16 protein-coding genes and 1 riboswitch are annotated in these 16189 nt (G+C 51.7%); of the genes, 4 read left to right on the top strand and 12 right to left on the bottom strand.

Annotated elements, in window-relative coordinates; genetic code table 11:
* Nucleotide 1: 1 nt before the first annotated feature.
* The 5 genes from EDM58_RS22695 to EDM58_RS22675 form a co-directional block, all read right to left on the bottom strand.
* A complete protein-coding gene (locus tag EDM58_RS22695) occupies nucleotides 2–2029 on the bottom strand; it encodes a response regulator (protein WP_122915358.1) in 2028 nt (675 codons plus the stop codon).
* Entirely contained in the window at nucleotides 1971–2780 is an 810-nt protein-coding gene (locus tag EDM58_RS22690) for a CheR family methyltransferase (protein WP_183187600.1), read from the bottom strand. The genes EDM58_RS22695 and EDM58_RS22690 overlap by 59 nt, the downstream gene beginning before the upstream one ends.
* A 66-nt stretch (nucleotides 2781–2846) precedes the next feature.
* On the bottom strand, nucleotides 2847–5528 hold the full coding sequence (locus EDM58_RS22685) for a response regulator (RefSeq protein ID WP_122915356.1): 2682 nt from the start codon (nucleotides 5526–5528) through the stop codon (nucleotides 2847–2849).
* A gap of 120 nt (nucleotides 5529–5648) precedes the next feature.
* A complete protein-coding gene (locus tag EDM58_RS22680; protein WP_122915355.1) occupies nucleotides 5649–5834 on the bottom strand; it encodes a hypothetical protein in 186 nt (61 codons plus the stop codon).
* A 21-nt stretch (nucleotides 5835–5855) separates the two neighbouring features.
* A complete protein-coding gene (locus EDM58_RS22675; protein WP_122915354.1) occupies nucleotides 5856–6086 on the bottom strand; it encodes a YneF family protein in 231 nt (76 codons plus the stop codon).
* A gap of 151 nt (nucleotides 6087–6237) precedes the next feature.
* On the opposite strand from EDM58_RS22675, the gene EDM58_RS22670 reads away from it, so the two are divergent.
* A complete protein-coding gene (locus tag EDM58_RS22670) occupies nucleotides 6238–7023 on the top strand; it encodes an N-acetylmuramoyl-L-alanine amidase family protein (RefSeq protein WP_122915353.1) in 786 nt (261 codons plus the stop codon).
* Between the two features lie 3 nt (nucleotides 7024–7026).
* Here the strand turns inward: EDM58_RS22670 and prpE are convergent, their stop codons facing one another.
* From prpE to EDM58_RS22635, 7 genes are all read right to left on the bottom strand, one after another.
* Nucleotides 7027–7857 (bottom strand): bis(5'-nucleosyl)-tetraphosphatase PrpE, encoded by an 831-nt coding sequence (gene prpE, locus EDM58_RS22665; RefSeq protein WP_122915352.1) that lies wholly within the window; start codon nucleotides 7855–7857, stop codon nucleotides 7027–7029.
* 96 nt (nucleotides 7858–7953) lie between these two features.
* Nucleotides 7954–8583, bottom strand: a complete 630-nt coding sequence (locus EDM58_RS22660) for a response regulator (protein ID WP_023556224.1) — start codon at nucleotides 8581–8583, stop codon at nucleotides 7954–7956.
* On the bottom strand, nucleotides 8580–9743 hold the full coding sequence (locus EDM58_RS22655; protein ID WP_122915351.1) for a sensor histidine kinase: 1164 nt from the start codon (nucleotides 9741–9743) through the stop codon (nucleotides 8580–8582). Before EDM58_RS22655 ends, EDM58_RS22660 begins: the two co-directional genes overlap by 4 nt.
* 13 nt (nucleotides 9744–9756) lie before the next feature.
* The gene (gene liaF, locus EDM58_RS22650) at nucleotides 9757–10617 is read right to left on the bottom strand and encodes a cell wall-active antibiotics response protein LiaF (RefSeq protein ID WP_122915350.1); all 861 of its coding nucleotides are present in this window, start codon (nucleotides 10615–10617) and stop codon (nucleotides 9757–9759) included.
* 14 nt (nucleotides 10618–10631) lie between these two features.
* Nucleotides 10632–11210: a class I SAM-dependent methyltransferase gene (locus EDM58_RS22645; protein ID WP_122915349.1), complete on the bottom strand. Its 579-nt coding sequence runs from the start codon at nucleotides 11208–11210 to the stop codon at nucleotides 10632–10634.
* Between the two features lie 80 nt (nucleotides 11211–11290).
* Nucleotides 11291–12004, bottom strand: coding sequence for a PspA/IM30 family protein (locus EDM58_RS22640; protein WP_122915348.1), 714 nt, complete (start codon nucleotides 12002–12004; stop codon nucleotides 11291–11293).
* A gap of 63 nt (nucleotides 12005–12067) precedes the next feature.
* Nucleotides 12068–12454, bottom strand: a complete 387-nt coding sequence (locus EDM58_RS22635; protein WP_122915347.1) for a LiaF transmembrane domain-containing protein — start codon at nucleotides 12452–12454, stop codon at nucleotides 12068–12070.
* A 297-nt stretch (nucleotides 12455–12751) separates the two neighbouring features.
* A riboswitch (cyclic di-AMP (ydaO/yuaA leader) is annotated at nucleotides 12752–12889 on the top strand.
* Between the two features lie 4 nt (nucleotides 12890–12893).
* Here EDM58_RS22635 and EDM58_RS22630 point away from each other — a divergent pair.
* From EDM58_RS22630 to EDM58_RS22620, 3 genes are all read left to right on the top strand, one after another.
* Nucleotides 12894–13457: a C40 family peptidase gene (locus EDM58_RS22630; RefSeq protein WP_122915346.1), complete on the top strand. Its 564-nt coding sequence runs from the start codon at nucleotides 12894–12896 to the stop codon at nucleotides 13455–13457.
* A gap of 220 nt (nucleotides 13458–13677) precedes the next feature.
* The gene (locus tag EDM58_RS22625; protein ID WP_122915392.1) at nucleotides 13678–14397 is read left to right on the top strand and encodes a response regulator transcription factor; all 720 of its coding nucleotides are present in this window, start codon (nucleotides 13678–13680) and stop codon (nucleotides 14395–14397) included.
* On the top strand, nucleotides 14398–15774 hold the full coding sequence (locus EDM58_RS22620) for a sensor histidine kinase (RefSeq protein ID WP_122915345.1): 1377 nt from the start codon (nucleotides 14398–14400) through the stop codon (nucleotides 15772–15774).
* The last annotated feature ends 415 nt before the right edge of the window (nucleotides 15775–16189 follow it).

Below are 16189 nucleotides of genomic sequence, written 5' to 3'. Positions count from 1 at the left end.
GTCAATTGATTTCGCAAATGGTATCGCAGCTCTTGAAGCGTACAAAAAATGAGGTGCCTGAACTGCTGCTTTTCACTTCAATTTTGGCTCGATGGCGATTGGCGACACTGTAGCAGACAGCCAGCCCCAGGCCAGTTCCCTTTTCTTTGGTCGTGAAAAACGGCGTCCATATCTTTTCCAGCAGCTCCTCCTGGATGCCCGTCCCTTCGTCAGTCACCTCGAGGACGACCTCCCCATCCTGCTCGTAGATTTTGATGGTCAAGGTCTTTCCAGGCGGCATGGCTTCCAGGCCATTCAATGCGAGGTTCAAAAACAGCTGGCGAATTTCTTTGCCATCCAGATATACCTCCGGGCACTTTTTCCAATCAATATGCACATTTTTCCCGCTTAATACTGCTTCTGCCTGAATCAATGGCAGGAGGGTTTCCAGCGCATCCTCCAGATGCTGCCTCGTCATTTCATTCGTCTTGTTCTTCGCCAGCGTCAAAAACTCGGTGATGATGACATTGGCCCGATCCAGCTCTGCCAGCATCAGATCGACGAACTGAAGCGCTGAGCTGTCCCTGGAATTTTTGGCTAATTGCAAAAAGCCTCGTACCGTCGTCATTGGATTGCGGATCTCGTGAGCAATTCCCGCTGCCATCTCCCCAATCAGGTGCAAACGGTCCAGGCGAGCCATTTCTTTCTCCAGATAGACTCGTTCGGTAATATCCGTGATGACGCTTAGAATGCTTCGCTTGTCTTGGATGTAGATGATTTCCGTAGACAGCAAGCCTTCGCGCAGCTCGTTGGATTTGGTCAAGTATTGAATCTTTTCATTGCGCACCGCTTCCTCCAGATCGAGGGGGCGCTTTTGCCAGCTGTATTCCCTGGCCAGGATCAGCTTGTCCTCTGTAGAGTCCTTCACTTCCTCGTATGTATATTGCATGATGTCGATCCAGCTTTGGTTGACGTCGATATAGGCGCCATCCTCACAGGAACGGATCGCGATCATGCACGGGCTGGATTGGAAAATCTTCTGAAATTGCTCCTGCGACGCAGCCAACTGCTTCGTGCGTTCCCTTACCAGCACCTCCAGCCGGTCGTATTGATGCTTGCGTTCAATCTCCAACTGCTTTCGCTCGCTAATATCACGAACCGAACAGACGTAGATATCCCGCTGCTCGATCGTCGTTTTGCCAAGCTGGATTTCGACCGGAAAGCTGCTTTGATCCTTGCGCACCGCTACCGTTTCCACAATTTTGTCCAACACGTAATCATCCGAGTGAAACGGCAAGGCAAGCAGTTGATTGATGGGCTTGTTCAACACCTCATGGGGTCTGTAGCCGAACATGGGCCACACTACTGGATTCAGCGAAAGAATCAGGCGATTTTCGTCAAATGTGATGATGGTATCGACGGAGGTGTCTACGATCGTTCGCGACAGTGCCTCGCTTTTGATCAATTCCTGCAGCGTCCGCAAATACCGGTCATTGGCCTCCTCCAACTCCATGGTGCGGGAGTGAAGCATCTCCCTTTGAAATGCGATCTGCTGCTGTTGCAGATAGAGCTGCACGAAGCCCTCGACCTTCATCACCAATGTATCGGGATGAAAAGGCTTGAAGATATAATCAATAGCGCCGGCTTTGTAGCCTTCCAGGACGTGTTCGGTGGCTTTGCTGATCGCCGTCACGAAAATGATCGGAATGTTTCTTGATTTCTCTCGCTGCTTGATGAGCTTGGCTGTCTCAAATCCATTGAGGCCGGGCATCTGGACGTCCAAGAGAATGAGGGCAAATTCTTCTTTCAAGACCTGGCGCAAGGCTTCTTCTCCCGACTGTACAGAGACGAGCCGATAACGTGGGGAATCCAGCACGGCCTGTAAAGAAAGCAGATTTTCCTTTCGATCATCTACCAGAAGAATATTTACCTTTTTATTCCATGCCCAATTCTCCTGATGTTCAGAGTCCTTCACCCAATTCAGCCCTGCATCATTTGACTTTTCGGTAGAATTTTTCGGTTCCGTCCACTTCTTCATAACAGCTTGCATGGGTTGTGAATACAACTCCTTCCTTGTTGCCGAGTCCAAGATAACCGTCCGTGCACAAGCTTTCATAAATCAGCTGGTGCACGTGATTCTGCAGTGGTTCATTGAAATAAATCATGACATTGCGGCAAATGATGACCTGAAATTCGTTAAAGGAGCCGTCTGTAACCAGATTGTGCTGGGCAAAAACCATATTGTCCTTTAAAAAAGGCTCGAACTGGACCACTCCATTTTTGACCGTATAGTATTCCGAAAAGGCTCGCGTACCGCCAGCCTGCATGTAGTTTTTGGTGTACAGCTGCATTTTTTCGATCGGAAAGCTGCCCATCTTCGCTTTCTTGAGGACATGCTCATTCATATCCGTCCCGTAGAGTCTGCTCTTGTGCAGCAGCCCTTCCTCATGGAGCAGGATGGCCATCGAAAAAACCTCCTGCCCGGTCGAGCAGCCCGCATGCCAGATGCGGATGAACGGAATCTTTCGCAAATGGGGGACGATGGATTTGCGAAATGTCAAAAAGAAGTGCGGGTCGCGAAACATCTCGGTTACATTGATGGAGAAGTCGGAGAAGAGTTTTTCCATCATCTTGGGTTCATGCAAGACTTTTTCCTGCAGGCCGGAGATGGTTTGCAGCTTTTCGATCCGTATTCGATGCCAGATTCGGCGCCGAATAGAGGAGTAGGTGTAGTTGCGAAAATCATGCCCGTATTGGTTGTAGATCCCCTCTAGGAGGAGAGCGATCTCAATTCGCTCCAGATCATGCTCAAGCTGGTCCTCGCGCTCCCCCGCTTCTTCGTTGTTCTCGTAAATATTTCCTCACTCCTATCCGTACAGCCATACCCGCATCAGCGAGATGAGCTGCTCCATGTTTACCGGTTTGCTAATGTAATCCGAAGCCCCCGCTTCGATACATTTTTCTCTATCATGCTTCATGGCCTTCGCCGTTAAAGCAATGATCGGCAATTTATGGAATTCCGGATCACTGCGTATTTTTTCAATCGCCTCGTACCCATCCATCTCCGGCATCATGATGTCCATCAGCACAATGTCGACATCCTGATGTTCCTCCAGCATCTGCAGGCCTTCTCTGCCGTTCTCGGCAAAAATGACCTGCATATGCCGTTCTTCCATGGCTGCTGTCAGGGCAAAGATGTTGCGCATATCATCATCGACGATCAGCACTTTCTTCCCTTTCAATCCTTCATCCCAGTCTGTCGTATCGGCCGGCTCTGCACCTGCAGCCAAGGACGCTGCCGCTTCCTGCAATGCCAACACTTCCGGCTGAACGATTTCTCCTTGCTCCAGCGGCAGGACGAGGGTAAAGGTGCTTCCCCGCCCTTCCTCGCTCTCTACCAGAATGGAGCCTCCCAAGAGATTCGCCAGCTCTCTGCTGATCGACAGACCTAAGCCCGTCCCGCCGAACTTGCGGCTCGTCGTCCCGTCAGCCTGCTGGAACGCATCGAAGATCATCTGCTGTTTTGTTGACGGAATGCCGATCCCCGTATCTCTCACAGCAAACGCAATTCTTTGGCCCAACTCGGACGGCAGCATGGAAATGTCCAGGCTGACGCTGCCTCTGGCGGTAAACTTGCATGCATTGGAGAGCAGGTTGGTGATAATTTGCTGGACGCGCTGTTGGTCCGTCTCAATGATTTCCGGCAAGCCCGGCCCCAGTGAAATCGTAAAATGCAGTCCTTTTTGGGCGGCGAGAGGCTGGATGTTCTGTTCGATATAGGACACGATCTCGCGTATCGGAACCTTGGAGATCAGAATGTCCATTTTGCCAGACTCGATTTTTGAGAGGTCCAGGATATCGTTGATCAGACGGAGCAAATTATTGCCCGATCTATGGATCGTCGCGGCGAACTCCACCTGGCGCGGTGTGAGATTGCGCTCCTTGTTGTCAGCGAGGATTTGCGCCAGGATCAACAGGCTGTTCAACGGAGTTCGCAGCTCATGGGACATGTTGGCCAGAAACTCGGACTTGTAGCGGGATGCCAGCTCGATTTCAACGGCGTTTCTCTCCAGCTCTTCCTTTGCCTTCTCCAGTTCCCTGGCTTTCTGTTCCGCATTTTTATACTGTTCCTCCAGCTTTTCATTGATGCTGCGCAACTCCTCCTGCTGGAGCTGCAGTTCTTCGGATTGGCTTTGCAGCTCCTCGGTCAAGGTCTGGGATTCCTTCAACAGGTTGCGGACCTGCATATGGATGTAAATGCTGTTCATAATGGTCCCGATATCGTGGATAATCTCCTGCAGAAAATCCTTTTGCAGCGGCGTAAAGCGTTGCAACGAAGCGAGTTCCAGCACCCCGAGCACATGCCCTTCATAGGAAATCGGCAAAATCATGATCGCAACCGGACGAGTGCTGCCAAGACCTGACCCTACCTGAATATAGTCATCCGGGAGATCCACCCGTTCGATCGGCTTGTTCTCCAAGGCAGCCTGACCCGCGAGCCCTTCTCCGAATTCGATGGCCTTTACTTGCAAATCCTGAGCATCAAAGCCATACGTTCCCGCCTTGACGAGCCTTTGAGCATCTACGTGCCCGTCGCGTACAAAAAGAACCGCGTACGAGGCTTCGACGATCGGGGTAATCTTGTTCACAATGGATTGGGCCAGCTTGGTCACATCCTGAATCCCTTGGCTGCTGGAGGTGACCTCATGAACTTGTGTCTTCAGCCAACTGTGATCCATGATCGCCCGCTTGTACTCTTTCTCTTGCTCGGCGTGCAGCTCCAAAGTCTCTGCCATCATATTGAATGCCCGCGCGATTTCGCCGATTTCATCCCGCGTGTTGATTTGAATGCGGGGGTAGTTTTCCTCGGAACGATATGTCGCCATGGTGATGACCGAGCTGATGCGCCTCAGGTTATTCGCAATGTTGCGGATCGTCCAGGCGGCTACCAGGCCTCCGACGACGAGTCCGAACACAATAAATATCTTGCTGATCCTGTCTATGAAGAGATATTGTTCATTGGCTCTCACATAGGCTTCCGCGAGCAGGCCTTCCTGAACGTTTTTTAACTTTTCAATACTTTGCAATAATTTGTCGCGTACCACGGCCGCTTCCTGTACGATCATTTGCTTGGCTTCGGCTCTTTGTCCCGCCTCCGCGCTCTCGATGACGCTTTGCGCCTTGCTCTCAAAGGAGGAGAACAGCTTGATGGAGTCCGCCAGGTATTTTTGCGCTTCCTCTGTCGTGACGAGATTTTGCAGAGAGTTCAGCGCAAGATTGGCCTCATTGGATGATTTTGTATACTTTTCCCTTGCTTTGAGAACACTTTCGTAGGATTCCTCAAGGACGATATTGTTCAACAGGCCGCTCATGCGATTCACCTGATTTTCCACATCACTCGCTACTTGTACCTTGTGGAAGCGATCATCCACGATTTCCGTGACGTTTTCGATCAAGCCGGCATGAATGCTCGTCGAAATGGCCAAGAGAGAAAACAACAGCACCATCATTGTTGAGAATCCGATCAGGAGAATGGTTCTATATCGCATATTGGCTCCTCTCACATGATATACTGGCTATCCCTCCTTTTTTCGATAAAGCGACCCGGCTATCCTTCCAAATCGTGCAAATCGTCCACGAAAAAAAGCCTGGCATATGCCAAGCTCTCTCTATTCCTTGCTTCCCTTTTGCTGTTTGATCCGAAGCATGATGCCGTCAAGCAGCAGGCCGATGCCCGCTCCGTAAAAAGGTGCTGCGAACCGAATTCCCTCCGACAAAGGCAACTCTTTCAAGTACACGACAAAGACGCCGAGTATAAAGCCGAGCATCGTGTAACGAAGACGGGTCGGACCCATTCCGACATCCCTCCAGTCATCCTACTTCCCTAACTTGTTGGGCATTTTCATATTTTTCATCGTACGGCTCATTTGCTTTAATTGTTTTTGATTTAAATTCATTCCCATTGAACGAGCCATCGCTTGCAGTTGCTTCTCATCCATCTGCATGTTAGCCATTTGCTTTTTCAAGTAATAGGTGGCTCCGTAGAAGCCTCCTGCGAGGCCAACGAGCAGTGTAACGATGGGGATTACCCAGTTGTACCATGCCATCTATGCATTACCATCCTCTTAAATAAAATAATGAGCTCTTTTATTGTACCATAGTTCGATTCCCTGTACATGGCGGGAACGAAAATGGTGTTACTGCCTCACGCATGTTCTCCCTTTTTTTCATATGCTAAGAATAGAGGTGATGAAATCCATGGCTCCTATCCTGATCATTGACGCCGGGCATGGCGGGATTGACCCTGGCGGAGGAAACAATGCGCAATTTACAGAAAAGGATATGAACCTGAAGATCTCCCTTTACCAATATCGGCGATTCCAGGAATTGAATATACCTGTTGCGATCACACGAACCACAGATATTACCCTGACAGCAGAAGCACGAACGGCAAAAGTGCGTGAAAGCGGGGCTCGCTACTGCATTTCCAATCACATCAATTCCGGCGGAGGACGCGGGTCCGAAGCGATTTACTCGATCTACAGCACGCCTACCTTTTCGCGCATCATCGCCGAAGAGCTGAAAGCAGCGGGCATGCCCAATCGCCGTATCTTTACTCGCACCTTGCCCAACAATTCCAAGCTCGACTACTACTACATGCATCGCGAGACAGGAAGCGTAGAGACTGTCATCGTGGAATACGGCTTCGCGGACAACGCGCAGGATGCGAATAAGCTCGCCTCCGACTGGGAGGGACTTGCGGAAGCGGTCGTTCGCGCCTTTTGCATCTACGCCAAGCAAAATTATCGACCGCCTTCTCCCCCGCCGCCAGAAACGAAGCCGACACCCGGTCCGACGAAACCTGAAAGCGGAGGTGGCAAACCAGTGCCTGAATGGAAGCATGAAGCGATCAACTGGCTGTATGAGCAAGGTTTCTTGACTGATGAAATCTGGCGCCAGCAAATGGACCAGCCATTGCCTCTGTGGGCGGAAGCCCTGATCCTCAAACGCTTGTACGAGAAACTGAGCAAGCAAGGGCAATAGGCGTCAGTCCTGATGCTCCCTCCGATAGCGAGTGAGGGGCGTCTCCTCGAGTCCAGAGTAGTTTTTCTTGGCCGGCACACTCAAAAGCTCGTCCTCGGGAAAGCGGTACGCGGTCAACATGCCGCCAAATACGCATCCCTGGTCGATGTTGAGTGTGCCGTTCAACCGTTCCGGCTTCGGACGCGGATCGTGGCCCCAGACGATCAAAGGCTGATTCGTTTTTCGTTCCTGCGCCCAGTCCTTGCGTATCGGCCGTCCATCCGGCCCGATCCCGGCGACGTCTCCATAGCGGCAAAATGTATGTACAGCAGGCGATTCCATGCCGATATAATCGTCCCGAATCCCGGCGTGGACAGCGACGGCGACCAGCTTGTCCTTTTGCCGAATCATCATGTGCGAGGGGGATGAAAACAGCAGGCGACGGCTCTGCTCCTTGAGCAAGGACGTTTTTTTCGGCCCGAATTCCATCTGGAACTGCCGAAACTCCTCATCCACTTTTTCGTCTCCGTGCGCCAAGGTGACGGGTCTGCCATCGAGCCAACGGGCGATCTTCCATCCGTGATTGCTGTCTACCATCTCGGCCAAGCCTGCATTGATATGACGGATAAAAAATTGCAGCATCGCGATCGAAGCAGGCCCACGGCTTGTGATATCGCCAAGCGACAAGAGCTTTCGTCCCCCGGGATGGCGGTAAGTCCCGTCCCGTCCGCGCTCATAGCCCAGGAGGCCCAGAAGCTCGAGAAACTCCTCGTGACAGCCATGCACATCGCCTACAAAATCCACTCCCTGATCTGCATTGAGGATCTTGGAACGCGTCTGTGGTTTATGTCTCACGATCCGCTCCTCCCTTCCAATACGATTACTTACTATCTTTACCACATCTGCAAAAAAAACTCACCCCTCTATTCTCGGGTGAGTCCGGTAGTGCTGTCAACCAAGGTTGTGGGTATGGACGTAGATCGCGGCCTGCGTCCGGTCCTCTACATCCAGCTTCGCCAGGATATTGCTCACATGAGTTTTGACTGTTTTGATCCCGATGATCAATTCGTCGGCTATTTCCTGATTGGATTTTCCCTTTCCAATCAGCTTGAGCACCTCCAGCTCCCGCGGGGTGAGCTGCTCATGCGGCTTCGCTTCCTGACCATGGCGAAAACGGGCCATGATCTTCCCTGCCACCCTGGATTCCAGGACGGGCTCGCCAGCAGCGGCGGAGCGAATTGCCTTGGCGATCTCCGAAGCTCGCGATGTTTTGAGCAAATAGCTGAATGCACCCGCCTCAATGACGGGATACACCTTTTCATCGTCGATAAAGCTGGTCAGCACGATAACCTTGCTCGCCGGGCATTTTTCGCGAATCCGCCGCGTCGCCTCTACTCCGCCTATGCCTTCCATGACCAGATCCATCAGGACCACATCCGGCTTCAGCTCGACAGTCAGCCGCACTCCTTCTTCGCCGCTTCCCGCCTCTGCCACTACCTCGATATCATCCTCTGTCGACAGATAGGCAGCCAAGCCCATTCTCACCATCTCATGGTCATCTACCAGTAACACCCGAATCACGAATCACCCTCAACTCCTTCACGTTCCGATTGTGAAACCAAGGGAATCCGCACTTCGATTTGGGTTCCCTTTCCTATCGCCGAATAGATCTCCATCGAACCGCCCACCTCTGCCACCCGCTCACGCATGCTTTGCAGACCGTAAGAGGTCAGCTTTTCGCCATCGGGGTCAAAACCCACCCCGTCATCGACAATGCGCATCCGGACTTGTCCCTGCAGCGTAAACAGCTTGATGACAATCTGATTTGCTTTGGCATGCCGCAGCGTATTGGACAGCGACTCCTGAAGAATCCGGAAGAGGTGGTCCTCTATGCCGCTTGGCAGCCCTTCGACATCCTCGATTTCCCAATGGATGCCCATGCTGTTCTTTCGCGTGAGCTCCTCCAAAAGATCCAGCACCGCTTCCTTGAGGCTTTTGTTTTGCAGTGTCGCCGGCCGCAGATGAAGCAATAAAGCCCTCATCTCAGCCTGTGCAGCAGCAGCCATTTCCTCCACCAGCTCGATTTGCTGGGCGGCCCGCTGCGGATTTTTTTCCACGATCCGCTTGAGTGCAGCAGTCGTCATCGCAATCGCAAACAACTGCTGACTGACCGCATCGTGCAGCTCTCTGGCCAAACGCTGCCGCTCTTCTGTAACGGCCGTGTGCTTCAACTGCTCGGCTAATGCTGCGTTGTGGTTGGACAAGCGCTGCAGAGAAGCAACCTGCTCCTCCCACTGGGACGCCAGCCGGTTCAATTGCCACCCTAACTCGCCGACTTCATCCGTCCCAAGCTCCGGCACGCGGTAGGACAAGATGCCTCGTCCCAAATTCATCGCCGCCTCCCAAAGCACATTCATCCGCTTTTTCAGCAGATTGCCGTAGATATAGGAACCGAACAGACCGATCACAGCACCTGCAGGCAGGGAGACCGCAAAAGCGACGACCATCACCAGCCAATCCGGTTCCTGTGGCAATTGGAACGGCATGTAATTCTCCATAAATTCCGTCACCGTCGGATCATGGACCCAGGCAACGTACCATTGTTGGATCTGCGGGTCATTCATCCCCACAAAATACAAGCTGAAAAAACAAGCAAACGAAACCATGATGACGCTCACTGTCATCATGAGGCCGTGCCGAACACTTTGCCATTGCAAACTCGCTAATCTCTGTCGTCGCATTCGCCAGTACCCCCTAGATGTACTTGACTTTAATATCGCCGACGAGCAGCGAGATTCGTAGAAGTACCTTGTTGGCAGCCGTGTCGTAGTGATCGGAACGCACCACGATGCAACGGCTGATGCCGCCTTGCCGATGACCAAAAACCTCCAGATCGCCGACGCTCACCTCAGCAGATACCGACGCCGCCAGATCGATCGGCACGTAGATCGTAACGTCTCCGATCCAGCCATCGACAGACAGCATCGCTTCTTCGTGCATCAGCACCGCCCTGGACAAATCGATCACTACATCACCAATTCCATGCCAGACATGCAAGTGGTTCAGTTCAAACCGCCCCGAGGTCAAGTGAAAATCGCCGATCAAGGAGCTGCGCGTTTCCATCGGCAGCAAGATCCCGCCGGATTGCGCCCTCGCGGATTCCGAAGCAGGTCCCGTCTCACGTCTCCCCCTCCAGCGATAGCGCTTTTCTTCCTCCGGCTCCCGTTCCTGCCGGGGAGAAGCCGTCTCCTCTGCCGCAAAAAAATCATCATCCAGCGAGGGGGACTCTTTTTTCTTGAAGGTTCGTACACTCTTGCCGCGAATCAAACGATAACCAAAGTAGATAAACAGCAGGGGCACGCCGATTTTAAACAGGTCTTCGATTCCGATGCCGAGCCACATCTCCAGCGAGATCACGATGCCCAATGTGGCCAGAATGCCGCCGCTGATTTTTTTATTGTCGCTCCAGAGGCGAACGCCGAAATAGACGAGCGCCAGCGGCCAGAGATCAAACAGGCCGAATGAAATGATACCAAAGCTGTCTAACAACAGCCCGATGCCCGTCAAAAGAATCAGGACACCAGCCATCATTTTGTGCAAGCGGGACAATTTCACGGAAGTCTCCTCTCTTACGCCCCATGCAGGTTGTCTTCACGTACTTGGTTGCGACAGGTATAAATAAATGCCGGGGGAATATTGAACAGGGTGAAATCAGTCTCGACCCAGGAAAACCGCGCTTGGAGCTCAGCTTTAAGCTGCAAGGAATATTGAAACGTGACAAATATGCCGTCCGGCGCCAAAACGGATTGAACCTGGTCGAGAATGGCTGCTCGCTGCTGGGCAGGGAAATTCGCGAAGGGCAGCCCCGATACGATGACATCCACTTTGTCCAGATGCAATTCCTCCAGATAGGTGCGAAGCTGTGTCGCTTCCTCCCGAATCGTCAGGTCGGGAAAGCGGGAATGAAGCAGGTTGCGAAACTGCGGGTCTCGTTCCACCAACAAATAGTAGGCATCCGGTTTTTTATATTTCGAGATGGCCTGAGTAAATGGCCCCGTACCGGGTCCGAGCTCAAAAATCACATCTGTCTTGGACCAATCAATAGAACTAAGCATGTTCTGACAAAGAAAACGGGAGCTGGGGATGACGCTCCCAACCTGTCCGGGCTCTGCTATAAAACGACGTAAAAAGGCCAAAAAGTCTGCCAAGTAACTGTACCTCCTAGGGGAAAAGCAGCCTGTAGGACAGGCTGCCTTACTACCACGATCTATTCAAGTGTCAAGCTCGATCAGGCTTTTTCTGCCTTCGCTGTCTCGCCTGTTTTTTCTATCTTATCCCCTTTTTGCTCCATTGCTGCCTTGATTGCAGCCAATTCAGCATCCAGGTCATCTTTTTCCAGAGCGAGGAGCGCATCTTCCAGACCGACGCTTGGTTGACGCCATTTTCCGCTCAGTTGTGCTTCCGCTTCCATGCGGATTACCTTTTCTTCCATGCGGGCAAATCCGCGTCCGGCTGTCTGTGTCCCGATGCCTGTCACAGCTTGATTCACTTGCTTTTGCGTACGGGCTACCTGTGCACGTGCCATCAGCGTAAAGCGTTTCGCTCGCATTTTGTAGAATTCTTCCTTCAGTTCAGTCAGCTTTTCCCGCATTTGGGCAGCGGCTTCGGAAGCAGTGCGGTACAGCTCCTCGTATTCCTGCGCACGAGCTTCAAACTGCTTCTTGTCCATCAGCGCGCGGCGGGCCAGCTCATCCTCTTGCTCCACGAGTGCCAGCTTGACCTGGCGATCTCTTTTCTCTACCAGAGCGGTCGCTTCTTCCCATTGCTGTCTGAATTTCTTTTCAAGCGCTACTTGACGGGCTACGGCCACCTCGACCTGGCCGATCTCCACTTCCATGTCTCTCATGTATTGATTCAGCATCACAACTGGATCTTCCATCGAATCCAGGGCATCATTCACCGAAGCTACAGTCAGGTCACGCAATCGTTTAAAAATACTCATTTTCTTATCCTCCTCATCATATCACATCAGATTGTCCATCCAAAATAGTTCGTTCAATGCTGCTTACCTTTTTTCCCAGCGATCCAAAGAGTCTTCCTGCAGTACTTTGCGAGCCCATTGGCGCTCCCATTCAGGCGGCGCTTCCTTGGGGGCATCCTGACGGCGAATCAGCCGATACCCCAGGTAGATGATCCCGATCGCCAAGAGACTGGTAAACAGCAGATTCAATTTGCCAATCAGCATCAGGAAGCCGAACAGAAAAATCAGAATGCCCCAGAAGCGAGACCCGGTCGGCCCCATGATCTTGCGAGCCCCGTAAAACATCAGCACGCCGGATATCAGCACCCCAATCATCTCTCCGCTGTCGATGCCGATCTGATCGAGCAAAACCATCCCACCAATGAGCAGCAGAACCAGCCCGAGCAGAATCTTTCCTGACCGTTCACCCATCCTAGCCCTTCCCTCCTCTCTACACCCCGTGATGCAGATGTGAATCTCATGGCTTTATTCTAGCCCCCGCACCCTTTCCTCCATAACGGGCGAGCGGTTGGTTTTTGTCTCCGCCCTTGGACGGATACCGTTTCCTGCCGCAATCGGACGAATCCGGTGACGAATACAGGCCGACGCCGTCGATCCGATTTCGTTACACGTTTTGACAGAAAAATGTGAACAAATCGTGAACAAATAGGCGAAAAAAAGGAAATCTCGGATCGAGATGGAATACGTAGGAGGTGTTCTTGTAAAAAAAGATCGAAAAAGCCGAGTTCCGCAGATCGGAAACGGGGGAACCAAGTTTTTGGGGTGAATGGCTGTCCATGTGGCAGTCTAGGGCGTCCTTTCGACCGAACCCTTCAGCTAACCTCGTAGGCTCACGAGAGGAGCAGTTCTTTTGCGCAAGGTGTTCGCTTCATTACTGATTGTAGGTATGCTTGCGATGGGAGCTGGCGCTGCACATGCGGAAGAAAAGGCAACAAAGCTTCACGATGTTGTCAGTGATCTTTATGGCGTCCCATACAAAACTGCAGGCAAGACCAAAAAAGGATTTGACTGCTCCGGTTTCACACACTACGTCTTTGAAGAACTAGGTGTAGAATTGCCAGCGAGTTCTGCCGCCCAATACCAAGTGGGCACTGCCGTGGACAAGAAGGATCTGCAGCCAGGTGATCTGGTCTTCTTCAAAACCAACGGACGCAGCATTTCGCATGTCGGCATCTACATCGGAGACGGAACATTTGTCCACTCCGAATCAGGCCGCGGCGTCGTCAATACCAAGTTGAACGATCCGTACTACTGGAGCAAGCGCTATGTAGGCGCCAAACGCGTCCATGTACCAGCACTGGAAGAGAAGGCAGCGGAAGAAGCGCCAACAGCTCCAGAAGAAACGGTACAGGAAGCACCTGCCGCTCCAGACAAGGAACAGGCGGTGCAAGCTGCATCACTGCCACAAAAGTAAACATCCATTTGCATCATGGAAGCCAGGGATATCGAATCTCTGGCTTTTTCTGACGGAAATTAGGACCAGGTGTCAGGACGAGACTACAGCAATCGCCTATTTGTCAGAAGATGCTTTCTTTTTCCCTCCCACCGTTCCAGGCATGGTATGATAGTTAGACAGATATGCTTAGGTATCATTGGTTCAATGAGGAAGATAGAAGATACTGGGGGTAATGTTGGTGCATGACCATATTCTGATCGTCGACGACAATCTTGAAATCATAGAGTTGTTGGAAGACATCCTGGAGAACGAGGGATTTCAGGTCTCCTCTGCAGAAAATGGAGCGGAGGCCTTGATGAAATTAAAACGCGGCGAGATTCCCAACCTGATCCTGCTCGATATTATGATGCCCAATATGAGCGGCTACGAGCTTTGCTCCCAGATTCGCCGGGAGTGGGACCTGCCGATTTTATTCTTAAGCGCCAAAGGCAAAGCGGTAGACAAGGTAGTCGGCTTCGAGATTGGAGCAGACGATTACATTACCAAGCCTTTTGATACCGAAGAACTGCTCGCCCGCATCCGCGCCCATCTGCGCAGATACGAGCGCATCCGCAAGCACTCGGAAGAACAGCCGGTAAAAGAAGCGTCCTCTTCGTCCATCACCATCCTGAAATTCAGGGGCCTGGAAATTCACAAGGAGACGTACTCCGTCTATGTAAATGAGCAAAAAATCGAGCTCTCCACCAAGGAATTTCAACTGCTCACCTTCCTGGCTGAGAATGCCGGCATTGTCTTTACCCGCGAACAAATCTACGACCGCGTCTGGGGATATGGGTACGGCTCGCTCAACACTGTCACCGTCCATATCAAAAACCTGCGTGAAAAACTGGAGGAAGATCGCCAGTTCATCAAAACACAGTGGGGAACGGGCTATGTCTTTATCGGGGAGAAGCTCTAGATGAGCTTGCGCAACAAACTCTTTCTTTCCTTTATCGCCCTGATGGTCCTCAACATCCTGCTGTTCAAATTTGTCTTTGAAGACATTATCGTCGAACAATTAAAGAATGACCGACACACTCAATACCAGTACGAGAAGGAAACAGCGGAAAAAGTACAGCTGATGCAGCTGCTGCGTTCCTACAATTTCAAAGACCCTACCGAGCGGCTGGAGCTGGACTATAATCTTCCGGAAGACTTGATGTACCGCATAATCGTGAAGGATGCAAGGGGCAATGTCATCTTTTCCAAGGACTCCGAAGCCTACAAGCTGAAACAGCCCCCACCCTCGCAGCGAAATTCGGAGAAAAAAAGCAGTCTGAAAATCGTCGGCGAGTATCATTTCCAGCAGGAGCCTCCCAAGGAAGGCGAGACCGTCATTTACTTTTACACGGACGAATACGACATCATGGCTTCCAAAGGGGTCTCGATGATGCTCTGGTTTATTTACGGCAGCATCACGCTTGTCGGACTGGTCTTGATGGCCCTGTATGTCCGCTGGATCTTGCGTCCTGTCAACGAGCTTACCCGTGTTACACAGGAGATTCGCGATGGCAAACGGCTCGTCTCCTTCTCCTATCGCACGCACGACGAATTCGGCCAGCTATTCCAGTATTTCGGCGATATGGTGGACGAATTGCGTGTGTCCGAGGAGCGCCAGTCCGAGCTGATCTCAGCTATCGCCCATGATTTCCGCACACCGCTGACCACGATCAAAGGCTATGCCTCCTATATCGGCACCGGTCGTGTCACTGATCTCGAACGAATTCAGAAACAGATGGGCAAAATCGAACAAAAGACGTCCGACCTGGAGAAGCTCCTCGATGAATTGCAGGATTACAGCACGCAAAGCACGGAGGTCCGCCTCAATATAAGCCGTATCCACGTCAAGCAGTTCATGAAAGGAATCATCGAGGACTACCTGGTTCGGATCAAGGATGCAGGGCTGTCCTTCCAATGGAAGCTGCGTGTCTCCAACGAGCTTTACATCGAGGCAGACGAAGCTAAGCTGCGCCGGGTGATGGAAAATCTGATCAACAACGCGATGACCTACAACAAGCCAGGCGGCTCCATCCTGATTACGTGCGACCAGCGGGAAGGCCATGTCCTTTTTTCCGTCATCGACAAGGGAGAAGGGATATCGCCCGAGGACCAGACGAAGATCTTCACCAAATTTTATCGTGTGGAAAAATCGCGCAATCGGGACAACGGCGGCACTGGCCTTGGCCTGAATATATGCCAAAGCATCGTCCGTCGCCACGGCGGGGAAATCATGGTGACGAGCGAATTGGGTGTGGGAAGCAGCTTTTCTTTCACCATTCCGTTCTATACAACTTAATTTTATTTCACTTTATGTTTATTTTACGGTTTCTTTATTTTTACCTGCTATATTTAGAAAAGTAAGCATGTGCTTTCAGTGATAAATAACCCCCAGTTCGGTATCTGACACCAGCGGCTTTCCGCCTCGTGATAGATGCCTTTTTTTTATGTACGCCAGCCAGCTGTGGGGGAGGAAAAAGGGGAAAACGCTTCGGCGGGTTGGGATCTTCGATGGGGGTCATTCCTGGCCGACTCCATTCCAAAGGGGGAACCGCGGCCAAAAGCAGCCGAATCCAGGGAGTAATTCAGGGTGTAGAGTAGAGAACTGACGCTTTCTGGCGACCGTTTGGTCGCCTTACTCCTATCAGTTCCCCCTCATCAAACCGTACGTGAGGTTCTCCCTCATACGGCTTTCCGATGTTCTTCTTTCCTTG

It is taken from the genome of Brevibacillus panacihumi (assembly GCF_003710985.1).
GTDB classification, from domain to species: domain Bacteria; phylum Bacillota; class Bacilli; order Brevibacillales; family Brevibacillaceae; genus Brevibacillus; species Brevibacillus panacihumi.
This window is presented reverse-complemented; position numbering and strand designations above follow the sequence as displayed.

Excerpts from the sequence above, each read along its gene's own strand:
- EDM58_RS22640 (WP_122915348.1), bottom strand. The coding sequence starts at position 12,004 with ATGAGTATTTTTAAACGATTGCGTGACCTGACTGTAGCTTCGGTGAAT.
- EDM58_RS22655 (WP_122915351.1), bottom strand. The coding sequence starts at position 9,743 with ATGCGACGACAGAGATTAGCGAGTTTGCAATGGCAAAGTGTTCGGCAC.
- EDM58_RS22620 (WP_122915345.1), top strand. The coding sequence starts at position 14,398 with ATGAGCTTGCGCAACAAACTCTTTCTTTCCTTTATCGCCCTGATGGTC.
- EDM58_RS22675 (WP_122915354.1), bottom strand. The coding sequence starts at position 6,086 with ATGGCATGGTACAACTGGGTAATCCCCATCGTTACACTGCTCGTTGGC.
- EDM58_RS22685 (WP_122915356.1), bottom strand. The coding sequence starts at position 5,528 with ATGCGATATAGAACCATTCTCCTGATCGGATTCTCAACAATGATGGTG.
- EDM58_RS22670 (WP_122915353.1), top strand. The coding sequence starts at position 6,238 with ATGGCTCCTATCCTGATCATTGACGCCGGGCATGGCGGGATTGACCCT.
- EDM58_RS22680 (WP_122915355.1), bottom strand. The coding sequence starts at position 5,834 with ATGGGTCCGACCCGTCTTCGTTACACGATGCTCGGCTTTATACTCGGC.
- EDM58_RS22695 (WP_122915358.1), bottom strand. The coding sequence starts at position 2,029 with ATGCAAGCTGTTATGAAGAAGTGGACGGAACCGAAAAATTCTACCGAA.
- EDM58_RS22635 (WP_122915347.1), bottom strand. The coding sequence starts at position 12,454 with ATGGGTGAACGGTCAGGAAAGATTCTGCTCGGGCTGGTTCTGCTGCTC.